Source organism: Aestuariivivens sp. NBU2969, assembly GCF_019931125.1.
Taxonomy (GTDB): Bacteria; Bacteroidota; Bacteroidia; order Flavobacteriales; family Flavobacteriaceae; genus Aestuariivivens; species Aestuariivivens marinum.
Genome location: NZ_JAIOUU010000002.1, coordinates 52109 through 72846 on the forward strand (window position 1 = coordinate 52109; position 20738 = coordinate 72846).

The window sequence follows — 20738 nt, forward strand, 5'->3', positions numbered from 1 at the left end:
TGATTAATGATGAGCTATTTTAATTTGTTGTAATTGCAACAAAATTCATGCCGTAAATTACTACAACAAAAACAAATTAGAACTAAGATTAAGCTCAATTGGTATGATTTTTCTTAAAGAATATATAAACTATTGCAAAGAAATGTTATTTCTTTCGCCTATACACGCTTATAGGCCCTATAAATCCAAAATTATCACGGAGTTAATTTTCTAGTCAAAAATAACGTTGCTTAGAGATTTTAAAATGGAAAAGTAACGCTAGCTTAATACTCTTATAATTTTTCAGGTAAAAACCTGTACCCAAATTATTTTTTAATATCTAACACTATTTGGGTTCAATAAAAATGCATTATATCACAACCGATAATACACAAACAACTCCAAAACCAACCAAGGACAAAATTGTGGTCATTAGGGTCCAGCTTCTAAAGGTTTGCCGCTCATTAATCCCCAAATATTTACTTACCAACCAGAAGCCACTGTCGTTTACATGGGATAATATAGAAGCCCCGGAAGCAATGGCAATTACCAACAATGCCTTATCTAACTCACTTATACCCAAAGTTAGCAATGGTGCCGTTAGTCCTGCGGCAGTAATCATGGCCACTGTGGACGAACCTTGCAAAATCCGAACAAAAACTGCCGCCAAAAAAGCAAATAGAAAGATACTTACACCTTGCTCTGCAAAGTAATTGGCTATCATTTCACCTGCTTTAGTGTTAATCAGCATTTGTTTAAACACCCCACCAGCACCTGTAAGCAAAATAATAATTCCGGCCGGCGCCATTGATTTTGTTGTAATTTTTAACAACTCCGAATTGCTAACGCCCCTAGCTACACCCAATACATACCAAGCTATCAAATTAGCAATAATTAATGCTGAAAACGGATGTCCAATCATTTTCATCCATGACCTTAAGGTTTGGGAAATATTGATATTATTAGTTAATGGACTATTCAACAATGTATTTAAGACTATCAATACTATAGGAATCCCTATAATGGATAAAATCAATCCTACAGCTGGATATTTCTCTTTTGGCAAAAAAACACTATCCAAAGCAGGTGCCTCTACATGGATTTTTTTAGCAATATATTTTCCAAAAACAGGCCCGCTAACTATAGCAGCGGGAAACCCTACCAATGCTCCAAAAGTAATAACCCAACCTAAATCGGCTTTTAAAATATCAGCTACTGCTACAGGTCCAGGCGTGGGTGGTATAAAAGCATGGGTAACCGCTAACCCTGCTAAAAGCGGGATACCATAGAGCAGTAATGATTTCTTGGTTTTACGCTGTAATGAGTAGATTAACGGCACCAAAATAATAAAGGCCACATCAAAAAAAACAGGAATGGCCACAAAAAAACCTGTCAGCATTAAAGCCGAAGACGCTCTTTTTTCTCCAAATTTTTTTAGCAAGTAGTTTGCAAGAGCTTCTGCACCTCCGCTATGTTCCAAAACAGCTCCAAACATAGCCCCCAAACCTACTACCACAGCTACAAACCCAAGTGTATTGGCCATGCCTTCCTGCATAGTATTAATAATAGCATAGGGTTGCATACCGGCGATAACCCCCACAACAATACTGGCAATAAGTAAAGCTATGAAAGCCTGTAGCTTAAACCGTAAAATTAATAAAAGCAAAACAGCTATACCTACTAATACAGCTGAAAGAATGGTAAAATCCATCATGATGTTTTCCAATTTGAATGAAACGACAAACCTAACGGTTTATCTTTACGCTTATAGGTATGTGCACCAAAATAATCGCGTTGGGCCTGGATTAAGTTGGCCGGCAATTGCGCCGTGGTCATACCTATCCAATAATTATAAGCTGTCCAAAACCCATCTGACGGTATACGGTTTGCAAGAGCATATTGCAGAGCATCTAAGCAAGAGGCTTCAGATGATTTTAATATTTCAAAAATATGCTTGTTCGACAAAAGACTGGGAGTAGTTTTGAAATATGTGGCAATATCTTCCATAAATTGTGATTTAATTATGCAACCATTAGTCCAAATCCTAGCAATTTCCGGAAAGTTTATCTGCCACCCATAATTTTTTGACGCTTCTGCAATGAGTTGAAACCCTTGATGGTGATTTATAATTCGGGCAAATCGATAGGCCCTTTCCAAAATTCCAATATCTAATTTTTGTGTTATATCTCTTTTCAAACCAAGCTGAGCTGACAACTGTACTCTTTCCTGTTTAAAAGAAGACAAGTAACGTGCAAAAACGGCAGACACCATTAGACTTGCTGGAATACCTAAATCTAATGCCTCTTTACTGGACCAATTGCCAGTACCTTTATTACCAGCACTATCAAGTATAACATCTAAAAGGTAGGACTTACCTTCCTTTTTCTTAAGAATATCTATAGTAATTTCAATTAAATATCCCGATAGATCACCTTGGCTCCAATTAAAAAAGACTTTAGCTATAGCTTCATTGTCCATAGTCTTTGACATTAGAGCATACAGTTCGGCCAAAAGTTGCATTTCGGCATATTCTATTCCGTTATGTACCATCTTGATAAAGTGTCCTGCTCCATCATCACCTACATATACACAACACGGCTTACCATCATTATCTTTTGCGGCAATGGATTCTAGAATATTGGCCACTTTCTTGTAGCTTCCCATACTACCACCAGGCATAATAGATGGACCTTTTCTAGCACCTTCCTTACCTCCTGAAATACCACAACCTATAAAATGAATGAGTGAGTCTTTTAGTGCTTCGAAACGCTTTTGGGTATCCTTAAAGTATGAGTTGCCACCATCGATAATAATATCTTCTTTAGACAATAAAGGGATTAATTGTTCAATAACCCTATCCACAACATCTCCAGCTTTAACCATAAGTAGGATTTTTCTAGGTTGTTTAAGGGACATTACAAATTCTTGAAGATCTGTAAAACCTAAAATAGTATAACCCTTTTGGTTTTCTTTTATAAAATCTGAGACTACTTGAACCTCATCACCGCCACTGCGATTATACACTGAAATCTTAAATCCCTTTTCGGCCATATTCAAGCTTAGGCTTTTACCCATAACCCCTAGTCCAACAATCCCAAATTCAGTTTTATCCATAGGCTTTCAATTTAGATATAATTTTTGAAACAAGCAGTTCTGGTGTTGCATCAATATTAATATGCAGCCCATAATTGGGTTCCTCAAGCACTTCAAATTGCGAGTGTAACAAAGCTGAAGTCATATAGTGGCCTTCCCGCTGTTCCAATCGGGACTGTATCAATTTAAATGTCCCTTTTAAATACACCCAAGTAATATTGTTATCCAAAGACAATATCTGTCGATAAGATTCCTTTAATGCCGAACAGGACAATACCCCACCACCTTGTTCGTTCCATATTTTAATGTTTTTTGCCAAAGTTTCCAACCAAGGTTTCCGGTCTTGGTCATTAAGTGGTATGGCATTTTTCATTTTTTCAATATTCACTTGGGAGTGAAAATCATCGGCATCATAATAGGGTAAATCCAATTGCTTGGACAAAGCCAGACCAATGGTCGTTTTTCCACAACCGCTAACGCCCATTATTATTATCATTGGAAAATTTATTCAGTTTTAAAAAAAGCTGATTCTTGAACTTTTGATTCAAAAAATCGTTTTATAAACATCATAGTCAATTTTCAAATTGACTTATGTATAAAATATAAAAGTATAAAAAAATCTATTATTTTTTTCTCATATAAACACTAACAGGCACTCCATTAAACCCAAAATGTTCACGTAGTTTATTCTCTAAAAAGCGTTTATAGGGTTCTTTAATATACTGGGGAAGGTTACAAAAAAAAGCAAATTGTGGTTGCGGGGTAGGCAATTGCATTATATATTTTATTTTTACAAACTTGCCTTTATATGCTGGTGGTGGATAATGTTCAATTATGGGCAATAACACCTCATTAAGTTTACTTGTTTTAATTTTTTTAGAACGATTTTTATAAATCTCAACAGCTGTTTCTATGGCTTTATAAATACGTTGTTTGGTCAATGCAGAAATAAACAGGATAGGCACATCGGTAAATGGTTCTATTTGTTTTCGGATTACTTTTTCATAATCCTTAACCGACTTATGGTCTTTTTCGACCAAATCCCATTTATTTACTAAAATAACAATACCCTTTCGGTTGCGCTCAGCTAACCAAAAAATGTTTTGTACCTGGCCATCGAAACCACGAGTAGCGTCTAAAACCAACAAGCACACATCACAATGCTCAATGGCACGAATACTGCGCATTACCGAGTAAAATTCCAGATCTTCCTTTACTTTGGATTTTCTTCTAATTCCAGCAGTATCTACCAAATTAAACTCAAATCCAAAACGGTTATACTTTGTATCTATGGCATCTCTTGTGGTTCCTGCTATATCTGTTACAATATAGCGATCCTCTCCTATCAAGGCGTTGATAAAAGATGACTTTCCTGCATTGGGACGTCCCACCACAGCAAAACGCGGCAGTTCTTCTTCCTCGACATCCTCTTTTTCGGGCAACACTTCAACCAAAGCATCCAACAATTCTCCAGTACCACTGCCATTAATACTTGCAATGGTATAATATTCTCCTAAGCCAAGGGCATAAAACTCCACAGCATCTTCAGCGCGTTTGGCATTATCGACCTTATTTACTACTAAAAAAACGGGTTTATCCACTTTACGAAGTAAATTAGCAACATCCTCATCCATTCCCGTAACACCACTTTCAACATCTACCATAAAAATAATGGCATCGGCTTCATCGATCGCCAATTCTACCTGCTTATCGATTTCTGCTTCAAAAATATCGTCACTACCTACCACATAGCCACCGGTATCGATTAAAGAAAACTCCTTACCGTTCCAATCACTTTTTCCATAATGACGGTCTCTAGTAACACCACTTACTGCATCAACTATAGCCTCTCGTTTTTGGATTAACCGATTAAAAAATGTTGACTTACCTACATTAGGCCTACCTACAATAGCAACTATACGACTCATATCCTTTTAATTGTTTGCAAAGGTAAGGTTTAAAATCAAAGAAAAAACACTAATTTACCTTTGAAAATTTTACAACATGGAAATACCTAACGACATTGTTTTAAGACCTCGGTTTAAATTCGAAATTCCACGCAACAATGAATCCGTTTTAAATGATTTTGAACAAGCCAAAACCACGCAATCCTATTTTATAATTAATAGAATTGACGACCATGTTTTTATAAAATTCCCAAAACACAAACAACATTTTTGGTCTCCCCAATTGCATTTGGAAATTAATGAAGTGGATACAAATTCCTGTTTGCTTTATGGCTTATTTGGCCCTAATCCAACCGTTTGGACCCTATTTATGTTTCTACATTTTATGGTAGCTGGTTTTTTTATTGCTTTTGGCATTTGGGCATATACCAATTGGGCTTTAAATACTAGTTATGCCATACAATTAAGCCTAATGCTCCTAATGGTGGTTATTTGGTTTGTATTGTATTTTGGAGGTAGAATAGGTAAGGATTCCAGTAAGAATGAAATGCATGAACTCCATAACTTCATGAATAGCATTTTAAAACCAAAAAATCACTAATCTAAAAAGTTATTGATTGTACCCAAATCGCTTTAGTTGGTTTTGATTACTTCTCCAATTTTTATTGACTTTAACGTAGATCTCTAAATGGATTTGCTTACCAAAAAATTGTTCTAAGTCTTTTCTAGCCTCCACTCCAACACGCTTTAGGGCACTTCCTTTATGTCCAATAATGATCCCTTTTTGTGTGTCGCGTTCTACCATAATTACAGAGCGCACCCTAATAATCTTGTCCTCTTCTAAAAACTCCTCAGTTTCAACTTCTACAGCATAAGGTATTTCCTTTTTGTAATGTAAAAGAATTTTTTCACGAATAGTTTCATTTATAAAAAAACGCTCAGGCTTATCTGTCAACTGATCCTTTGGATAAAACGGAGGTGATTCAGGTAATAATTCAATAATCCTATCAAACACTTCTTTTATATGAAACCCTTCTAAAGCAGATATTGGAATAACTTCTGCATTAGGTACTTTTCCAGCCCAAAGCTGGACTTGGCTCTCCAATTCCTCTTGATTGGATTTATCAATCTTATTTAGCAATAATAAAACAGGAATCTTTGAATGCTTAATTTTATTAAAAAACGCTTCATCTTTAAGCTGCTGCTCTCCTATTTCAACCATATAGATTAGAATATCGGCATCTTCAAAAGCCGATTTCACAAAGTCCATCATAGATTCCTGCAACTCATAAGCGGGCTTAATAATCCCTGGAGTATCACTAAATACCACTTGAAAATTATCTCCATTAACAATTCCAAGAATGCGATGCCTGGTAGTCTGGGCTTTAGAAGTAATGATTGACAATTTCTCTCCTACGATAGCATTCATTAGGGTTGACTTACCCACATTTGGATTCCCAATAATATTTACAAAACCTGCTTTATGAGACATGCTTTAAATTATTCCGTTAAAAGTTAATGGTTATTGGAGATGTATAGCTTACATTATTAAAAGTAACCTTTAACTTAATTATTACTAAATGCAAAACTACAACCTTTTTAAATGCAAAAGGCAGGAAATTAAACTTCCTGCCTTTTGCACTTATTTATAAGATCAATAATTAATCTAATACTTGCAATAGTTCCACTTCAAAAATCAAAGCATCAAATGGCTTGATTTTTCCACCCCTTGGTGTAGCTCCATAAGCCAATTCTTGGGGAATAAAGAATTTAAATTTAGCACCTTCTTTCATTAATTGAAGTCCCTCAGTCCAACCTTTAATAACTTGGTTGACACCAAAGGTAGTTGGCTGATCTCTCTCAACCGAGCTATCGAATACTGTTCCATCAATTAAAGTTCCATGATAGTGAACCTTTACTTTAGAAGTCTCGGTAGGTTGCTTACCTGTTCCCTCTTTCATAACAATATATTGTAAACCACTATCAGTAGTTAAAACATCTGGGTTATTGGCCACATTATCTTCCAAAAACTTTTCACTGGCCTTTTTTACTTCAGCATATTTTTCTTCTGCTTTTTTTGCAGCTTCCTCTTGGCGTTTCTTCATTATTTTCTCTCTATTCTTCTGAAAAAAACTTTCAACTATCCCTTTAGCCATTATCTCATCTATCAATACATCTGCAGAGTCTAATGTGTTTAAATAACCTTCAATAAACAAATCATTATTTATTTCATCAAAACTCATTTGAACATTTTTTCCCACATCCATACCAATGGCATAACTTACTGAATCTAATTCTGTTTTCAAGTCCGCTTTAGTATAAGCTTTTTTACCACAAGAAACTATTGTAGATGCAATTAATAGTACACTTAATAATTTTATAACTTTCATTTTATCAATATTTTTTAATTGGTAGCCAAAAGTAGCAAAATTTATTAATAATCAAGGGGATTACATCTTATTTATAATATTCTTAAGAAACTGTTTTAAAATAGGATTTCTATTATCCTTATTCCACACAAAAGACAATGTTGTTTTATGTGGCACTTGTTTTAATTCAATAAATTTTACCCCTTTTATATGTTCTACCTGTAAAGAACGGGGCACAATAGACACCCCAAAGTTATTTTCTACCAGTTTATAGATTGAGCCTGCATGTATTGTATTATGCGTAACTGTTGGTGAAAATCCGGCATCATCAAAAATGCGCATGACCTTTTCATAATAACTTATGCTATAATTGGGATCGAATAAAATAAACGAATCATTTTCTAATTGTTTAATAGAGCTAAAGTTATTCTCCTCAATAGGATGTGCTTTGGGCAAAACCAAACAAAAATTTTCTATTAATACAGGTTTTATAGCTATACGCTCAGGTACCCTATCCAATCGCACGAAACCAACATCTATATCTTCTGCTAACAGGGCATCTATTTGCTTTTGATTGTTCATTTCGTTAAGTGAAAATACAGTATTAGGGTACACTTCCTTGAGCTTTAATAGCAAGTTTGGTATAATTTTCTGCATTGCAGATCCTACGTACCCCATCTTTAAATTTCCTTCAACACCATCATGTAAAAGCTTAGCGTGTTCAATTATATTGTCTAAGTTTTTAAGGTTCCTCACTATTTCTGTTTTGAGATAGGCTCCAGCCTTCGTTAATTCCACCTTTCTGTTGTTTCTAGAAAACAACTGTAGTTGCAAATCCTCTTCCATTTGCTTGATCTGCCTACTCAATCCAGGTTGCGAAATATATAGTCGTTCGGCCGCTTTTCTATAATGCAATTCTTCTGCTACAGCCAAAAAATATTTTAAATGTCGAATTTCTAATTGATTACCCATAGTTATTAATTAATAATAAAATAGTATTATTTTGAATTAAAAATACTAATAACTTTGTAACAATCAAATTATTTTATCATATGGCCTTTAAATACGGAATAGACACACTTACAACAAACAAAGCTATTGCCATTTGTAGTGGTAATATGATGGCATCAATAACACCTCATGCCATTGAGAAAGTTAACGGTTGTAGAAAGATGGTTGAAACCATGGCAAGCTCTAACAAAGCGGTCTATGGAATCAATACTGGCTTTGGACCTCTATGTGACGTTCAAATAACCCCAGAGGAAACCAGTAAATTACAAGAAAATCTATTAATTACCCATGCAGTAGGTGTTGGTTCTCCTATAAAAAAGGAGCTTTCAAAACTTATGATGATATGTAAAGTACATGCTTTATGTCAAGGTTATTCTGGTATTCGTTTGGAGGTCATAGAACGCATTGTTTATTTTATAGAGCACGATTTAATTCCAGTAGTTCCTGAACAAGGTTCGGTAGGGGCATCTGGTGACTTAGCTCCACTATCGCATCTATTTTTACCTCTTATTGGTGAAGGCGAATTTTGGATAGAGAACAGTATTGTATCTGCTAAACAAATACTTAAAGAACACCGTTTAAACCCTATACAACTTAAAGCCAAAGAAGGCTTAGCACTTATTAATGGTACCCAATTTATTTTAGCGCACGCCATTATGGGGCTTAATAAAATGAATTATCTATTGGATTTAGCCGATTTGGCCGGAGCCATGAGTATTGAAGGATATAAGGGTAGTGCATCACCCTTTAAGGAAGCTTTGCATAATATTCGTCCATTTAAAGGCAGTTTAAAAGTTGCCGAACGCATGCGCATGCTTTTCGAAAATTCAGAAAACATCATGTCGCACGAAAATTGCGAACGAGTACAAGATCCATATTCGATGCGGTGTATCCCCCAAGTACATGGAGCCTCTAGAAATGCGTATTACCACTTAAAGGAGCTGGCTGAAATAGAAATGAACTCGGTAACAGACAACCCGATTGTTTTAAGTGATACCGTTGCTATTTCTGGTGGAAATTTCCACGGACAACCCTTAGCCATGGCATTGGATTACACCTCAATCGCTGCTTCTGAACTGGGAAATATTTCAGATAGGCGCAGCTACCTGCTTATAGAGGGCAAGTTTGGCCTGCCTAGGTTATTAACAACTGGCGGTGGTTTAAATTCAGGCTTTATGATCCCCCAATACACCACAGCCGCATTGGTAACCGAGAACAAATCGTTATGCTTTCCACCTTCAGCCGATAGCATTCCAACCTCTTTAGGCCAAGAAGACCATGTATCTATGGGTAGTATTTCGGGGCGAAAATTTAATCAGATATTGGAAAACCTAGAAAAAATATTGGCCATAGAACTTATGTACGCTACACAAGCTATGGAATTTAGAAGGCCTCTGAAATTTTCAGCCATACTAGAAGCAAACTTTGACATTATTCGTGAAAAAGTGGATAAACTAGAAGAAGATAGGCTATTAAAACATGATATCGATGCTATGATAGCACTTGTTAAGAACAAATCCCTTATCGTTTCAAAAACTTAAACAATGACTTTTAAAGAAATTATTTTACAGGGTATCCCCAACACCTTGCCCGAGAAAAAGCCTTATCCAAAAAACTCTAACAGGGCTCCAAAAAGAAAAGACATCCTTAGTAAAGCCGAAAAACAATTGGCTATACGTAATGCGCTGCGCTATTTTCCAGAAGCATGGCATTCTATTTTAGCCGAAGAGTTTGCCCAAGAACTCAACGATTTTGGACGCATATACATGTACCGATTCAAACCTGATTACGACATGTATGCTCGAGATATCGAAGCTTACCCAGCTAAATCTAAACAAGCAGCGTCCATTATGCTTATGATCCAAAATAATTTGGATCCAGCCGTAGCCCAACATCCCGAAGAGTTAATCACCTATGGCGGTAATGGTGCTGTATTTCAAAATTGGGCGCAGTACTTGTTAGCCATGCAGTATTTGGCAACAATGACCAACGAACAGACTTTACACATGTATTCTGGTCATCCCATGGGATTGTTTCCCTCTTCTGAAAATGCGCCAAGAGTCGTGGTAACCAATGGCATGATGATTCCAAACTACTCCCAGCCTGATGATTGGGAAAAATTCAATGCCCTAGGAGTTACACAATATGGACAGATGACTGCTGGATCATTTATGTATATTGGCCCACAAGGAATTGTTCATGGAACAACCATTACGGTTATGAATGCCTTTAGGAAAATATTACAAAAGGATGAAAACCCTGCTGGAAAAATATTCTTAACCGCTGGATTGGGAGGTATGAGTGGCGCACAACCCAAAGCCGGTAACATAGCAGGGTGTATAACCATTTGTGCTGAAGTGAATGAAAAAGCAGCCACTAAACGATTTGAACAGGGATGGGTTGATGTTTTAGTAAACTCTATGGAGGATTTGATTAGCAGAACCAAAGAAGCACAATCGAACAATGAAGTGGTATCTATAGCATATATAGGGAATGTGGTTGATGTTTGGGAACGGTTTTATGAAGAAGGCATTTTTATTCATGTAGGGTCCGACCAGACTTCATTACATATTCCTTGGACAGGGGGTTACTACCCCGTTGATGTGTCTTTTGAAGAGGCTAATCGATTAATACGTGAAGCACCACAAGAATTTAAGGAAAATGTACAGGCGTCATTAAGAAGACATGCTGCCGCCATTAACAAACACGCTGCAAGAGGCACATATTTTTTCGATTATGGCAACGCATTTTTATTAGAGGCCTCACGTGCAGGCGCAGATGTCATGGCTGAAAACAATATTGATTTTAAATACCCTTCTTATGTTCAGGACATCTTGGGACCTATGTGCTTCGATTATGGCTTTGGACCATTCCGCTGGGTTTGTACTTCAGGAAAGTCGGAAGATTTAGATAAAACCGATGAAATTGCAATGAACGTACTTCAAGAGATTATGGAACAGGCTCCTGAAGAAATCCAACTGCAAATGCAGGACAACATCACTTGGATAAAGAATGCAAAGCAAAACAAGATGGTTGTGGGTTCCCAAGCCAGAATTCTATATGCTGATGCTGAAGGGCGTTCAAAAATTGCTGAAGCCTTTAACAATGCTATTGCAAATGGTGAAATAGGACCTGTAGTATTGGGCAGGGACCATCATGATGTGAGTGGCACAGACTCCCCGTACAGAGAAACTTCAAACATTTATGACGGTAGTCAATTTACAGCCGATATGGCCATACAAAATGTGATAGGCGACAGCTTTAGGGGTGCAACATGGGTATCCATTCACAATGGCGGTGGTGTTGGTTGGGGTGAAGTTATCAATGGTGGTTTTGGAATGCTTTTAGATGGCACAAAGGCAGCTGAAAATCGTTTAAAAAGCATGCTCTTTTATGATGTAAACAATGGCATAGCAAGACGCAGCTGGGCGAGAAATAAAGAAGCGCTTTTTGCTATTAAACGGGAGATGCAACGCACTCCCGATTTAAAGGTAACATTACCCAACATAGTAGATGACGACCTTTTAGAAAAATTGTTCTAAAATAGAATTAAAAAAACAAAGCCTACAAAATTTTGTAGGCTTTGTTGCTTAATTAATCAGTCATAAAAGCTATACCATACCGTCAAGCCCAAGTTTAGTTAAATGTTCTGTCTTAAGGAATTAATAACTTAAAATGAACCCCAATATTGTTTATTGAAAAGGTATGGCATAGCAAAACTTTAACCACACTAGTAATGCCACCTAACAAAAGCCTCTATGGCTGCATAATGTGCCAATCCTAATTGATTATATAATTCTGCTGTTTCACGGTTTCTATCTTCGGCACGTTGCCAAAACTCCCTGCTATCGGTTCCTTGGAACACAACACCATCTTTTTGGGATTGGTGTTTAAAAATTCCGTGACGTTTTTGCAATACTTGGTCTGGGCTCATTGGCACTGCCATTTCTATTTCATCAATACCCCATTCTTGCCACGCACCTCTGTAAAGCCACAACCAGCAATCATCCATAAACTTTTTAGGCTTTAATCGTTTAACAGCTTCAAAAACAGAATCCAAACAAACCTTATGTGTTCCATGAGGGTCTGCTAAATCTCCAGCGGCATAAATTTGATGTGGTTTTACTTTTTCAATTAAGTTCATGGTAATTTTAATATCCTCCTCACCTATTGGATTTTTCTCAATGGTACCGGTCTCATAGAACGGCAATTCCATAAAGTGGATACGTTCGTCAGGTAAACCCACAAAATGTGCTGTAGCTCTAGCTTCGCCTTTTCTTATAAGTCCTTTAATGTAACGCACTTCAGGAATATCTATATCGCTACTTTTCTTATTCTTAAGAAACTCTAAAGCTTTTTCATAAATGTTCTCTGCTTCCTCACTTTTTATACCAAACTTCTCGTTATAATCTATAACAAAATTGGCAAACCTCAAAGCTTCATCATCTGCAACTGCTATATTCCCAGAGGTTTGATAAGCCACATGCACCTCATGCCCTTGCTCATGTAACCTAATAAAGGTTCCTCCCATACTTATAATATCGTCGTCTGGATGTGGACTAAAAAGCAATACACGTTTTTTAGCAGGCTCTGACCGTTCTGGTCGCTTGCTATCATCTGAGTTTGGCTTCCCTCCTGGCCAACCTGTTATGGTATGCTGAACTTGATTGAAAATCTTAATATTGATATCGTAAGCTGGGCCTGAATCAGCCAAAAGATCACTCATTCCATTTTCAATATAATCGGCATCGGTAAGCATTAAAATAGGTTTTTTCAATTTAAGCGCTAAACCCAATACCGCTTTTCTCACCATTTTATCGGTCCATTCAATTTTCTCAACTAACCACGGTGTATTAATACGTGTTAATTTTGACGAGGCTGCCTTGTCTATTACAAATACTGCATTACTATGTTCTTGCAAGTATGAGGCCGGTACTTGGCTGGATACTGGACCTTCCGCAGAAGCTTTAATAATATCCGATTTAGGTTCACCCCAAGCCATCAAAATAACCCTTTTTGCTTCCATTATTTTTTTAACACCAAGTGTAATTGCCGTTCTTGGTGTTTGGGTCAAGCCTCCAAAATCTTTACTCGCAGCTACTCTAGTTATATGGTCTAGGGCTACCAGTCGTGTTTTGGAATTTTGCAAAGATCCAGATTCGTTAAAACCGATATGACCATTACCCCCTATTCCAAGAATTTGCAGATCGATACCTCCTAACGCTTCAATTTTAGCCTCGTACTCAGCACAATAGTTTGCAATATCTTCCTTAGAAAGCTGACCATCTGGGATATGATAATTTTCAGGTAAAATATCCACATGGTTAAACAACAACTCCTCCATAAAGCGAACATAACTATTTACGGAATCTGGCTCCATCGGATAATACTCATCCAAATTGAATGAAATTACATTTTTAAAACTCAAGCCTTCTTCTTTATGTAAACGCACCAATTCTGAATACAATCCTTTTGGTGTCGATCCTGTTGCCAAGCCCAAAACACATGATTGATTGCTTTTTTGCTTTGCCTTTATTAACGTAGCAATTTCATTTGCAACCTCTACAGCTGCGGCTTTTGAATCTTCGAAAATTACCGTATTGATATTTTCAAATCGCTTTTCAAAACCTGTAGCTTTGTCTGTACTACTCTTAATCATTTTAAATGTAATTTGTGGTTCTAATTGTATTTGTTGTATTTATTTTTTTGACCAACTTCTATATTTATGCCCTTTAAAAGCATAAAAAGCTATCATTAAATAGATAGGCATTAACATTAAATAAGCTATTTGATTTCCACTTTTCGTTGTTTCCGTTAAATTCCCTGCAGATTCATTAGCAATATTTATTGCATCTGTCCATGCTCCATAAATTAAAGGAAATACTGCTCCACCAATAATAGCCATAATCAGCAAGGCACTACCTACTTTTGTATACCCTCCTAAATCTTCTAAAGCCATAGGCCAAATTGCTGGCCAACATAGAGCATTAGACAATCCTAATAGAGCTACTAAAACAATCACTAATGGTAATGATGGTATTCCTGGCAATTGAACCATAATTTCTGGCGATATCATTACAATAAGGGCAACAATAATAAAACCTGATATCCCCGAAAATTTTAGTGCTGTAACTTGCGATACTTTTTTAGGAATTAATAAAATCCCTAAAACATAACCTATCACCATTGCGGTCATAGTAAACGATGTTAATTTCAAATAAAAATCACCATTTTCACCATACACTCCAAGCTGTTTTCCAAAATTACCAATAGAATCCCCTGCCAATACTTCAGCTGCCACATATAACATTAGAGTGATTACACCTAAAACCAATTGAGGGAATTTTAATGCCTGTTTTAATTGTTTGAAGAAGTTTTGGTTTTGAACATGGCCATCTTCATCAAGATTAATTTCTGGAAGTGGTGAAAACTTAAGCAATACAGCCAAAACCAAAATAATTAATCCCATATACACGTATGGTGTCTGCAATTGTAAAGCTAAAGCATTTAATGCATCTGTTTTGGTTGCGGCGTCCATAGCCTCTATTTTATCTGCAGTATAGTCCGACATATTGGACAATACTAATGCCGTTAATGCTAGCGGAGCAATAAAACCCGCTAGTTTATTAGCAATACCTAAGACACTAATACGAGCCGCTGCACTTTCCCTAGGTCCAATAACCACTACATAAGGGTTAGATGCTGTTTGTAATAAAGCCAAACCCGTACCCATTATAAACAAAGCTGCTAAAAACAAGCCATACGTTCTTACAGACGCTGCTGGATAAAACATAAACGCTCCTACGGATATGACCACTAAACCTAATGATAAGCCATTTTTATAGCCTACCTTTTCTATAACCCAAGAAGATGGTATAGCCATAACAAAATAAGCAATGTAAAAGGCAAAAGTTACAAAGTATGATTGTGACTCAGTTAATTCACAAGCCAACTTAAAAAATGGGATCAAAGGGCCATTTAACCAAGTTACAAATCCAAAAATAAAAAACAGAGTGGTTAAAATAACCATTGGAATTAAAGTGTTGGTACTTTTCGTTTGAGTCATAATCTTAAGGTTTAATTAGTTGATATTATTGCTTTTAAAGTTAAATCTATTATGTATCCATTTGCGACACCATACTATCAATTAACTTAAATTGATTTTTGGCACGATCTAAATTATGTTCAGGATATTTGGTTTTATAATATACATCATTATTTAAAAAATCGGTTAAAAAACGTAAGGCCATAATAAAAATCATGGTCTTAGCCGCTAATGGTAGCGTCTTAATTTCTAAAGAAGTTAAGGCCGATTCTACTTTTTCTAAAAACCCTTTTTTGTAAGCTTCATAAAATTCCACATTAAATGTAACCAAATCCAAATTGGTTTCATCTTCGGCAGCGGTATTACAAATGGTTCTTATGGCGTCTCCAAAATCATAATGCACAATCCCGGGCATTACCGTATCGGTATCAATAATACAAAGCCCTTTATTATCCTTATCGAACAAAGCGTTGGAAATTTTAGTATCGTTATGTGTGACCCTTATTTTAATTTCACCAAATTCCTTTAGGTTTTGTAGGATATGCATTTCTTCCTTAAGCTCAATAACCTTATCTAAATACAGTTTGGCTTTTTCTTTTCTTTCTTCAGAAGCATTTTTTAGAGCTTCATCAAATTGCCAAAAACGAAAAGACATATCATGAAATTTTGGAATGACCTCTGTCAAAACAGAAGCATCAAAATCACTTGTAAGGTTAAGGAAATCTCCTGATAACTTACCGCCTTCATACGCCACTTCTTTGTTGGTTACAATTTCATGAGTAACACTCTCCTTAATGTACACCATAACATTCCAAAAATTACCATCCTCATCCCTATAGTAGTATTCTCCATGCTTTGCTGGAATAAAGGTTAGCACACGTCTTTTAAGCGCTTCTTCAGGTAAATGTGACAGTTTATTTTTAATGTGTTTGCTTACAAGTACCTTATTTAAAATTAACCCCGGAACATCTTTAAAAACATTATGATTAATACGTTGAAGAATATAAAAAGGCTCCTCCTTTGTTTCTATTAAAAATGTATCGTTTATATGTCCAGAGGCCAACTCTTTGTGGGATGAATATTTTGAAGCATGATCAAAATGATTGAATATATATATAAGCTTTTCCTGTGTCATCTTACCACAAATTTTTAGGATAAACATTAGCTGCTTTAAGGTCTTCTATTGCTTTTTGAACAATAGCCTTATCTTCCTTATAGGTTACTCCAAACCATTTGGCATTAGATTTTAAAACCTCAACATTAGCGCCTCCCGACTTGAGGATTTCGTTAACTATAGTTGGTAGATAAAACTCTGCTTTTAAATTTGACTGGTTTTTTTCCAAGAAATCTATCAGCAATTGTTCACCAAACCCAAAACATTTGGGCGTAAAACCCCAAAAATTCATAGACACTACGGTATTCTCGTCAATTGGAACCAAGTCTCCATTATCATCCTTTCGCATTAATTGACCATTAATTTTTTCAATATGGGTTCTTTCGGTCACATCTATTAAATAGCCATTTTTATCAACTTTGCATTCCCCCCTTGAAACATAACCATAGTCTGACACTGTGTTCTTCAACAAATAAGCCATGGTCTTAAAGTTATAAGAAGTTTTATCTGTAGCTATCAATGCTTGGGCCATGGAAACAAAAGCTTCCCTGCTATAAAAATCGTCTGCATTAATGATGGCAAAATTTTCCTGAACAGCGTCTTTTGCCATTAAAAGCGCATGACCAGTTCCCCAGGGCTTAATACGGTTTGGGTTAATATACTTTTCCGGAATATTGTCAAGTTCTTGAAATACATATGCCACCTCTGCCTTACCTTTGAGTTTTTTATTAAAGATTGACTTAAACTCTTCCTCAAAACTCTTCCTGATGACAAACACAAACTTTCCAAATCCAGCTTGCAGGGCATCATAAAGAGAAAAATCTATAATTGTATCTCCTTCGGGAGTAAACGAATCCATTTGTTTTAACCCTCCATAACGACTTCCCATTCCAGCCGCCAAAATCACTAGTGTTGGCTTATCCATTGTTATATATCTAAAAATCTATTATAAAAATCTTACATCCCTCATCCAACAATATTCTTTTTACGTATTCAAAATATTGAAAAACAATATTTTACCCAAAACAACAACATCAACCCCTCTTAATGCAGGATACGAATCTACATAATAAACTCGAATAAAAAAAGAAAAATCCTAAAATATGTGCTCGAGCACATATTTTAGAGTTAATTTATAAATACAACACAATCATTACATTAAAAATTTTTACATTTGCAAGACATGAAAAAATATACCATAAAGGATATTGCAAAATTGGCAGGTGTTTCCAAAGGTACCGTAGACCGGGTTATACACAACAGGGGAAAGGTATCTGAAACGGCTTTGAAAAAAGTAAATAATATACTTAAGGAAATTGATTATCAACCCAATTTAATTGCTCAAAGTTTAAAAAACAATAAAAATTGCCATTTATGCATCCTTATGCCAGATCCCGAAATTGATCCTTATTGGGCTCCCTGTATTGATGGTATTGAAGAGGCTCTCAATGAATTTTCACCTTTTGGAACAACCTTAGAATATGTTTATTTTAACCCATTCAATAAAGACAGCTTTGAAAAACAAAGTCTTCTAGCCTTAAAATCGGAATTTGACGGTATTTTATTGGCACCTCTTTTTCAAAAAGAATCTATAGCCTTTATCAATGCATGTGATAAGATTAAAAAAACCTATTTTTTATTCAATAATGATTTAAAAAGTGTTGATTCCCAAAAATTTGTTGGGCAGGATCTTTTTCAAAGCGGAAGAATTGGTGCCAAATTGATTCATTCTACATTAAAGGGTAATGCCGAGGTTGCCATTATTCACATTGATGAAGTATTTAAAAACGCAACTCACATGCAGGAAAAGGAAAAAGGGTTTCGTAGCTATTTTAATGAACTTAAAGACAATAGCTTTTCTATAAACACCTATAAGCTAAAACACAGAAATGCCAACAATCTTAAGAAAACTATAAAGTACTTTATAGACACCCATCCTGAAATCAATGGTTTTTTTGTGACAAATTCTAAAATCAATTTACTAGCCGCTTTATTAAACAACAGTAAAAAAAGCACCTGTGTTGTTGGCTACGATTTATTACAGGAAAACATAAAGTATTTAAAGTCCGGAATCATTGATTATTTAATACATCAGAACCCTAAACGACAAGCTTATTTAGGCACTGTTTTTTTAGCTGATTATATTTTATTTAATAAGGTCATTCCTAATAAAAATCTTATCCCTATTGACATTGTAAATTCTGAAAATTACATGGGCTATTTAAAATAGGCCTGTTTTTTTTAGATCATTCTTCCAACTTTAGCAGGCCAAAAGACGATGCTATATGGAAATTTGGAGTTTCAGTTTTTGGATCAATCCATGTTATCCAAGAAGGCTCATAACTGCCATCCTTTTGAAGGTAGTATTTAGCCCTATAAATTCCAGTTTCGATAACATTGTCTTTTATAAGGTTAAATGCCTTTAAAGACTTTATACTTATAACACCTTCAACCGTGAAACCATAATCATCGAAAGAGGATTTTACATCAATTTCTGCTTTGGGCCAATTCCAATTGAAGTTGAAGTTTTTGTTGGGGTGTGCTATAAAATCCATAACCCTTGGCAAAGGATCTATTTCAAAACAATAGTATGGATTAAGATTTTTGTCCTGCCTAAAAAACAACTCTACCCTATCCGAATTATTAATACTTGCTTTTGTATTATCTGTTTTATCAATGTAAACATTAGTATCTTCAACCCTAAAACAAAAAAAGAAACATTCATTATCCCATAGCGCTTTAAACTGTATTCTATCTATTGCTTTTGAATCCCATGGCGATTTAAAATCGGTTAATACATTGGCTTTATCCCATAATGACGAATCACCTTTTCCCGTAATGTTTAAGTTTTTTGTAATTTGGTTAACCTTATATGTTTTCATATTTATTCTGAAATAAATGTATTTAGTGACAACTAAAATACAATAATTAGTAAACCTTTCATTTTAAGCAAAAAAAAAAAAAATGAGCTTGAAATACAAGCCCATCTTAAAAACGTGATTATACTATTAATCAATTCATATCACATTTAACTCTTTACCTACTTTAATAAAAGCGTCCACAGCTTTATCAATATGTGCCTTGGTATGTGCAGCAGATAACTGTACCCTAATTCTTGCCTTATCTTTAGGCACCACCGGATAAAAGAACCCTATAACATAAATACCTTCTTCCAACAACCTATTTGCCATAATTTGCGACAACTTGGCATCGTACAACATCACAGGAACTATAGCGGCATCAGCCCCAACTAAATCAAATCCGGCTGCCTCCATTTTTGTCCTAAAATAGTTGGTGTTCTCTTCCAATTTATCTCTAAGAGAAGTGTCTTTTTCTAATATTTCAAATACTTTAAGCGAAGCCCCTACTATGGCAGGTGCCAAGGAATTTGAAAACAGATATGGTCTGGAACGCTGCCTCAGCATTTCGATAATTTCTTTTTTACCTGTTGTAAAACCGCCCATAGCACCTCCTAGGGCCTTGCCCAATGTTCCCGTAACAATATCGACACGCCCCAAAACGTTTTTTAATTCGATGGTACCTCGACCTGTTTTGCCTATAAAACCTGAGGCGTGACATTCGTCAACCATCACTAGGGCATCATATTTATCGGCCAAGTCACAAATTTTATCCAAAGACGCCACAACGCCGTCCATGGAGAACACACCATCGGTCACAATAATCTTGAATCTATGGTTTTGGGTATTGGCTTCTATTAATTTTGCTTCCAAATCCGCCATATCATTATTGGCATATCTATATCTGGCGGCTTTACACAAACGCACACCATCGATTATAGAGGCATGATTTAGAGCGTCTGAAATAATTGCGTCTTCACCAGTTAATAATGGTTCGAAAACACCTCCATTGGCATCAAAAGCTGCTGCATAAAGAATGGTATCCTCTCCATGGAAAAATTCAGCTATTTTAGCTTCCAATTGTTTATGGATATCTTGTGTACCGCAAATAAACCGCACAGACGACATGCCAAAACCATGGGTATCCATAGTGTCCTTTGCTGCCTTAATGACCTCTTTGTTATTGGATAGCCCTAAATAATTATTCGCACAAAAATTAATAACTTCTTCGCCGGTTGACACTCTTATAACGGCATCTTGAGATGTTGTTATAATACGCTCTTCCTTAAATAAACCATCATTTTTAATGGTTTGTAACTCCTCTAATAAATGGTCTTTAATCTTTCCGTACATTATATATTA

The 20738-nt window shown here is 35.8% G+C and carries 17 protein-coding genes; 4 read left to right on the forward strand and 13 right to left on the reverse strand.

Annotated features, from left to right (window positions below; genetic code table 11):
• Positions 1-349: 349 nt before the first annotated feature.
• The 4 genes from K7G79_RS02025 to der all read right to left on the reverse strand — a co-directional run bounded on the left by K7G79_RS02025 (position 350) and on the right by der (position 5000).
• Complete coding sequence (locus K7G79_RS02025; RefSeq protein WP_223548668.1) at positions 350-1693, reverse strand: GntP family permease; 1344 nt, start codon at positions 1691-1693, stop codon at positions 350-352.
• The gene (gene gndA / locus K7G79_RS02030; RefSeq protein ID WP_223548670.1) at positions 1690-3093 is read right to left on the reverse strand and encodes an NADP-dependent phosphogluconate dehydrogenase; all 1404 of its coding nucleotides are present in this window, start codon (positions 3091-3093) and stop codon (positions 1690-1692) included. Before gndA ends, K7G79_RS02025 begins: the two co-directional genes overlap by 4 nt.
• On the reverse strand, positions 3086-3568 hold the full coding sequence (locus K7G79_RS02035; RefSeq protein WP_223548672.1) for a gluconokinase: 483 nt from the start codon (positions 3566-3568) through the stop codon (positions 3086-3088). Before K7G79_RS02035 ends, gndA begins: the two co-directional genes overlap by 8 nt.
• A 127-nt stretch (positions 3569-3695) precedes the next feature.
• Positions 3696-5000: a ribosome biogenesis GTPase Der gene (gene der / locus K7G79_RS02040; RefSeq protein WP_223548674.1), complete on the reverse strand. Its 1305-nt coding sequence runs from the start codon at positions 4998-5000 to the stop codon at positions 3696-3698.
• 76 nt (positions 5001-5076) lie between these two features.
• On the opposite strand from der, the gene K7G79_RS02045 reads away from it, so the two are divergent.
• Positions 5077-5580, forward strand: coding sequence for a GTP-binding protein (locus tag K7G79_RS02045; RefSeq protein WP_223548676.1), 504 nt, complete (start codon positions 5077-5079; stop codon positions 5578-5580).
• A gap of 9 nt (positions 5581-5589) precedes the next feature.
• Here the strand turns inward: K7G79_RS02045 and era are convergent, their stop codons facing one another.
• The 3 genes from era to K7G79_RS02060 all read right to left on the reverse strand — a co-directional run bounded on the left by era (position 5590) and on the right by K7G79_RS02060 (position 8320).
• Complete coding sequence (gene era / locus K7G79_RS02050) at positions 5590-6471, reverse strand: GTPase Era (protein WP_223548678.1); 882 nt, start codon at positions 6469-6471, stop codon at positions 5590-5592.
• A gap of 169 nt (positions 6472-6640) precedes the next feature.
• Complete coding sequence (locus tag K7G79_RS02055) at positions 6641-7369, reverse strand: FKBP-type peptidyl-prolyl cis-trans isomerase (protein ID WP_223548680.1); 729 nt, start codon at positions 7367-7369, stop codon at positions 6641-6643.
• A gap of 60 nt (positions 7370-7429) precedes the next feature.
• Positions 7430-8320: a LysR family transcriptional regulator gene (locus tag K7G79_RS02060; RefSeq protein WP_223548682.1), complete on the reverse strand. Its 891-nt coding sequence runs from the start codon at positions 8318-8320 to the stop codon at positions 7430-7432.
• Positions 8321-8400: 80 nt separating this feature from the next.
• Between K7G79_RS02060 and hutH the strand changes: the two genes are divergently transcribed.
• Both hutH and K7G79_RS02070 read left to right on the forward strand, forming a co-directional pair.
• Positions 8401-9900: a histidine ammonia-lyase gene (gene hutH, locus K7G79_RS02065; RefSeq protein WP_223548683.1), complete on the forward strand. Its 1500-nt coding sequence runs from the start codon at positions 8401-8403 to the stop codon at positions 9898-9900.
• Positions 9901-9903: 3 nt separating this feature from the next.
• Complete coding sequence (locus K7G79_RS02070) at positions 9904-11901, forward strand: urocanate hydratase (protein ID WP_223548685.1); 1998 nt, start codon at positions 9904-9906, stop codon at positions 11899-11901.
• Between the two features lie 188 nt (positions 11902-12089).
• On the opposite strand, the gene nagB is transcribed toward K7G79_RS02070, so the two are convergent.
• Genes nagB through K7G79_RS02090 form a run of 4 tightly spaced genes read right to left on the reverse strand, consistent with a single transcriptional unit; the run spans position 12090 to position 17443 of the window.
• Positions 12090-14018: a glucosamine-6-phosphate deaminase gene (gene nagB, locus K7G79_RS02075; RefSeq protein ID WP_223548687.1), complete on the reverse strand. Its 1929-nt coding sequence runs from the start codon at positions 14016-14018 to the stop codon at positions 12090-12092.
• A 39-nt stretch (positions 14019-14057) separates the two neighbouring features.
• Positions 14058-15425 carry a sugar MFS transporter gene (locus K7G79_RS02080; RefSeq protein WP_223548689.1) on the reverse strand — a complete coding sequence of 456 codons (1368 nt, stop codon included), beginning with the start codon at positions 15423-15425 and terminating at the stop codon, positions 14058-14060.
• A 49-nt stretch (positions 15426-15474) separates the two neighbouring features.
• The gene (locus K7G79_RS02085) at positions 15475-16539 is read right to left on the reverse strand and encodes a phosphotransferase enzyme family protein (protein WP_223548690.1); all 1065 of its coding nucleotides are present in this window, start codon (positions 16537-16539) and stop codon (positions 15475-15477) included.
• A 1-nt stretch (position 16540) separates the two neighbouring features.
• Positions 16541-17443, reverse strand: coding sequence for a sugar phosphate nucleotidyltransferase (locus K7G79_RS02090; protein ID WP_223548692.1), 903 nt, complete (start codon positions 17441-17443; stop codon positions 16541-16543).
• A 258-nt stretch (positions 17444-17701) separates the two neighbouring features.
• On the opposite strand from K7G79_RS02090, the gene K7G79_RS02095 reads away from it, so the two are divergent.
• On the forward strand, positions 17702-18748 hold the full coding sequence (locus K7G79_RS02095) for a LacI family DNA-binding transcriptional regulator (protein ID WP_223548693.1): 1047 nt from the start codon (positions 17702-17704) through the stop codon (positions 18746-18748).
• Positions 18749-18764: 16 nt separating this feature from the next.
• Here the strand turns inward: K7G79_RS02095 and K7G79_RS02100 are convergent, their stop codons facing one another.
• Both K7G79_RS02100 and kbl read right to left on the reverse strand, forming a co-directional pair.
• A complete protein-coding gene (locus K7G79_RS02100; RefSeq protein ID WP_223548695.1) occupies positions 18765-19400 on the reverse strand; it encodes a sugar-binding protein in 636 nt (211 codons plus the stop codon).
• 135 nt (positions 19401-19535) lie between these two features.
• The gene (kbl, locus tag K7G79_RS02105; RefSeq protein WP_223548696.1) at positions 19536-20729 is read right to left on the reverse strand and encodes a glycine C-acetyltransferase; all 1194 of its coding nucleotides are present in this window, start codon (positions 20727-20729) and stop codon (positions 19536-19538) included.
• Between the last annotated feature and the right edge of the window lie 9 nt (positions 20730-20738).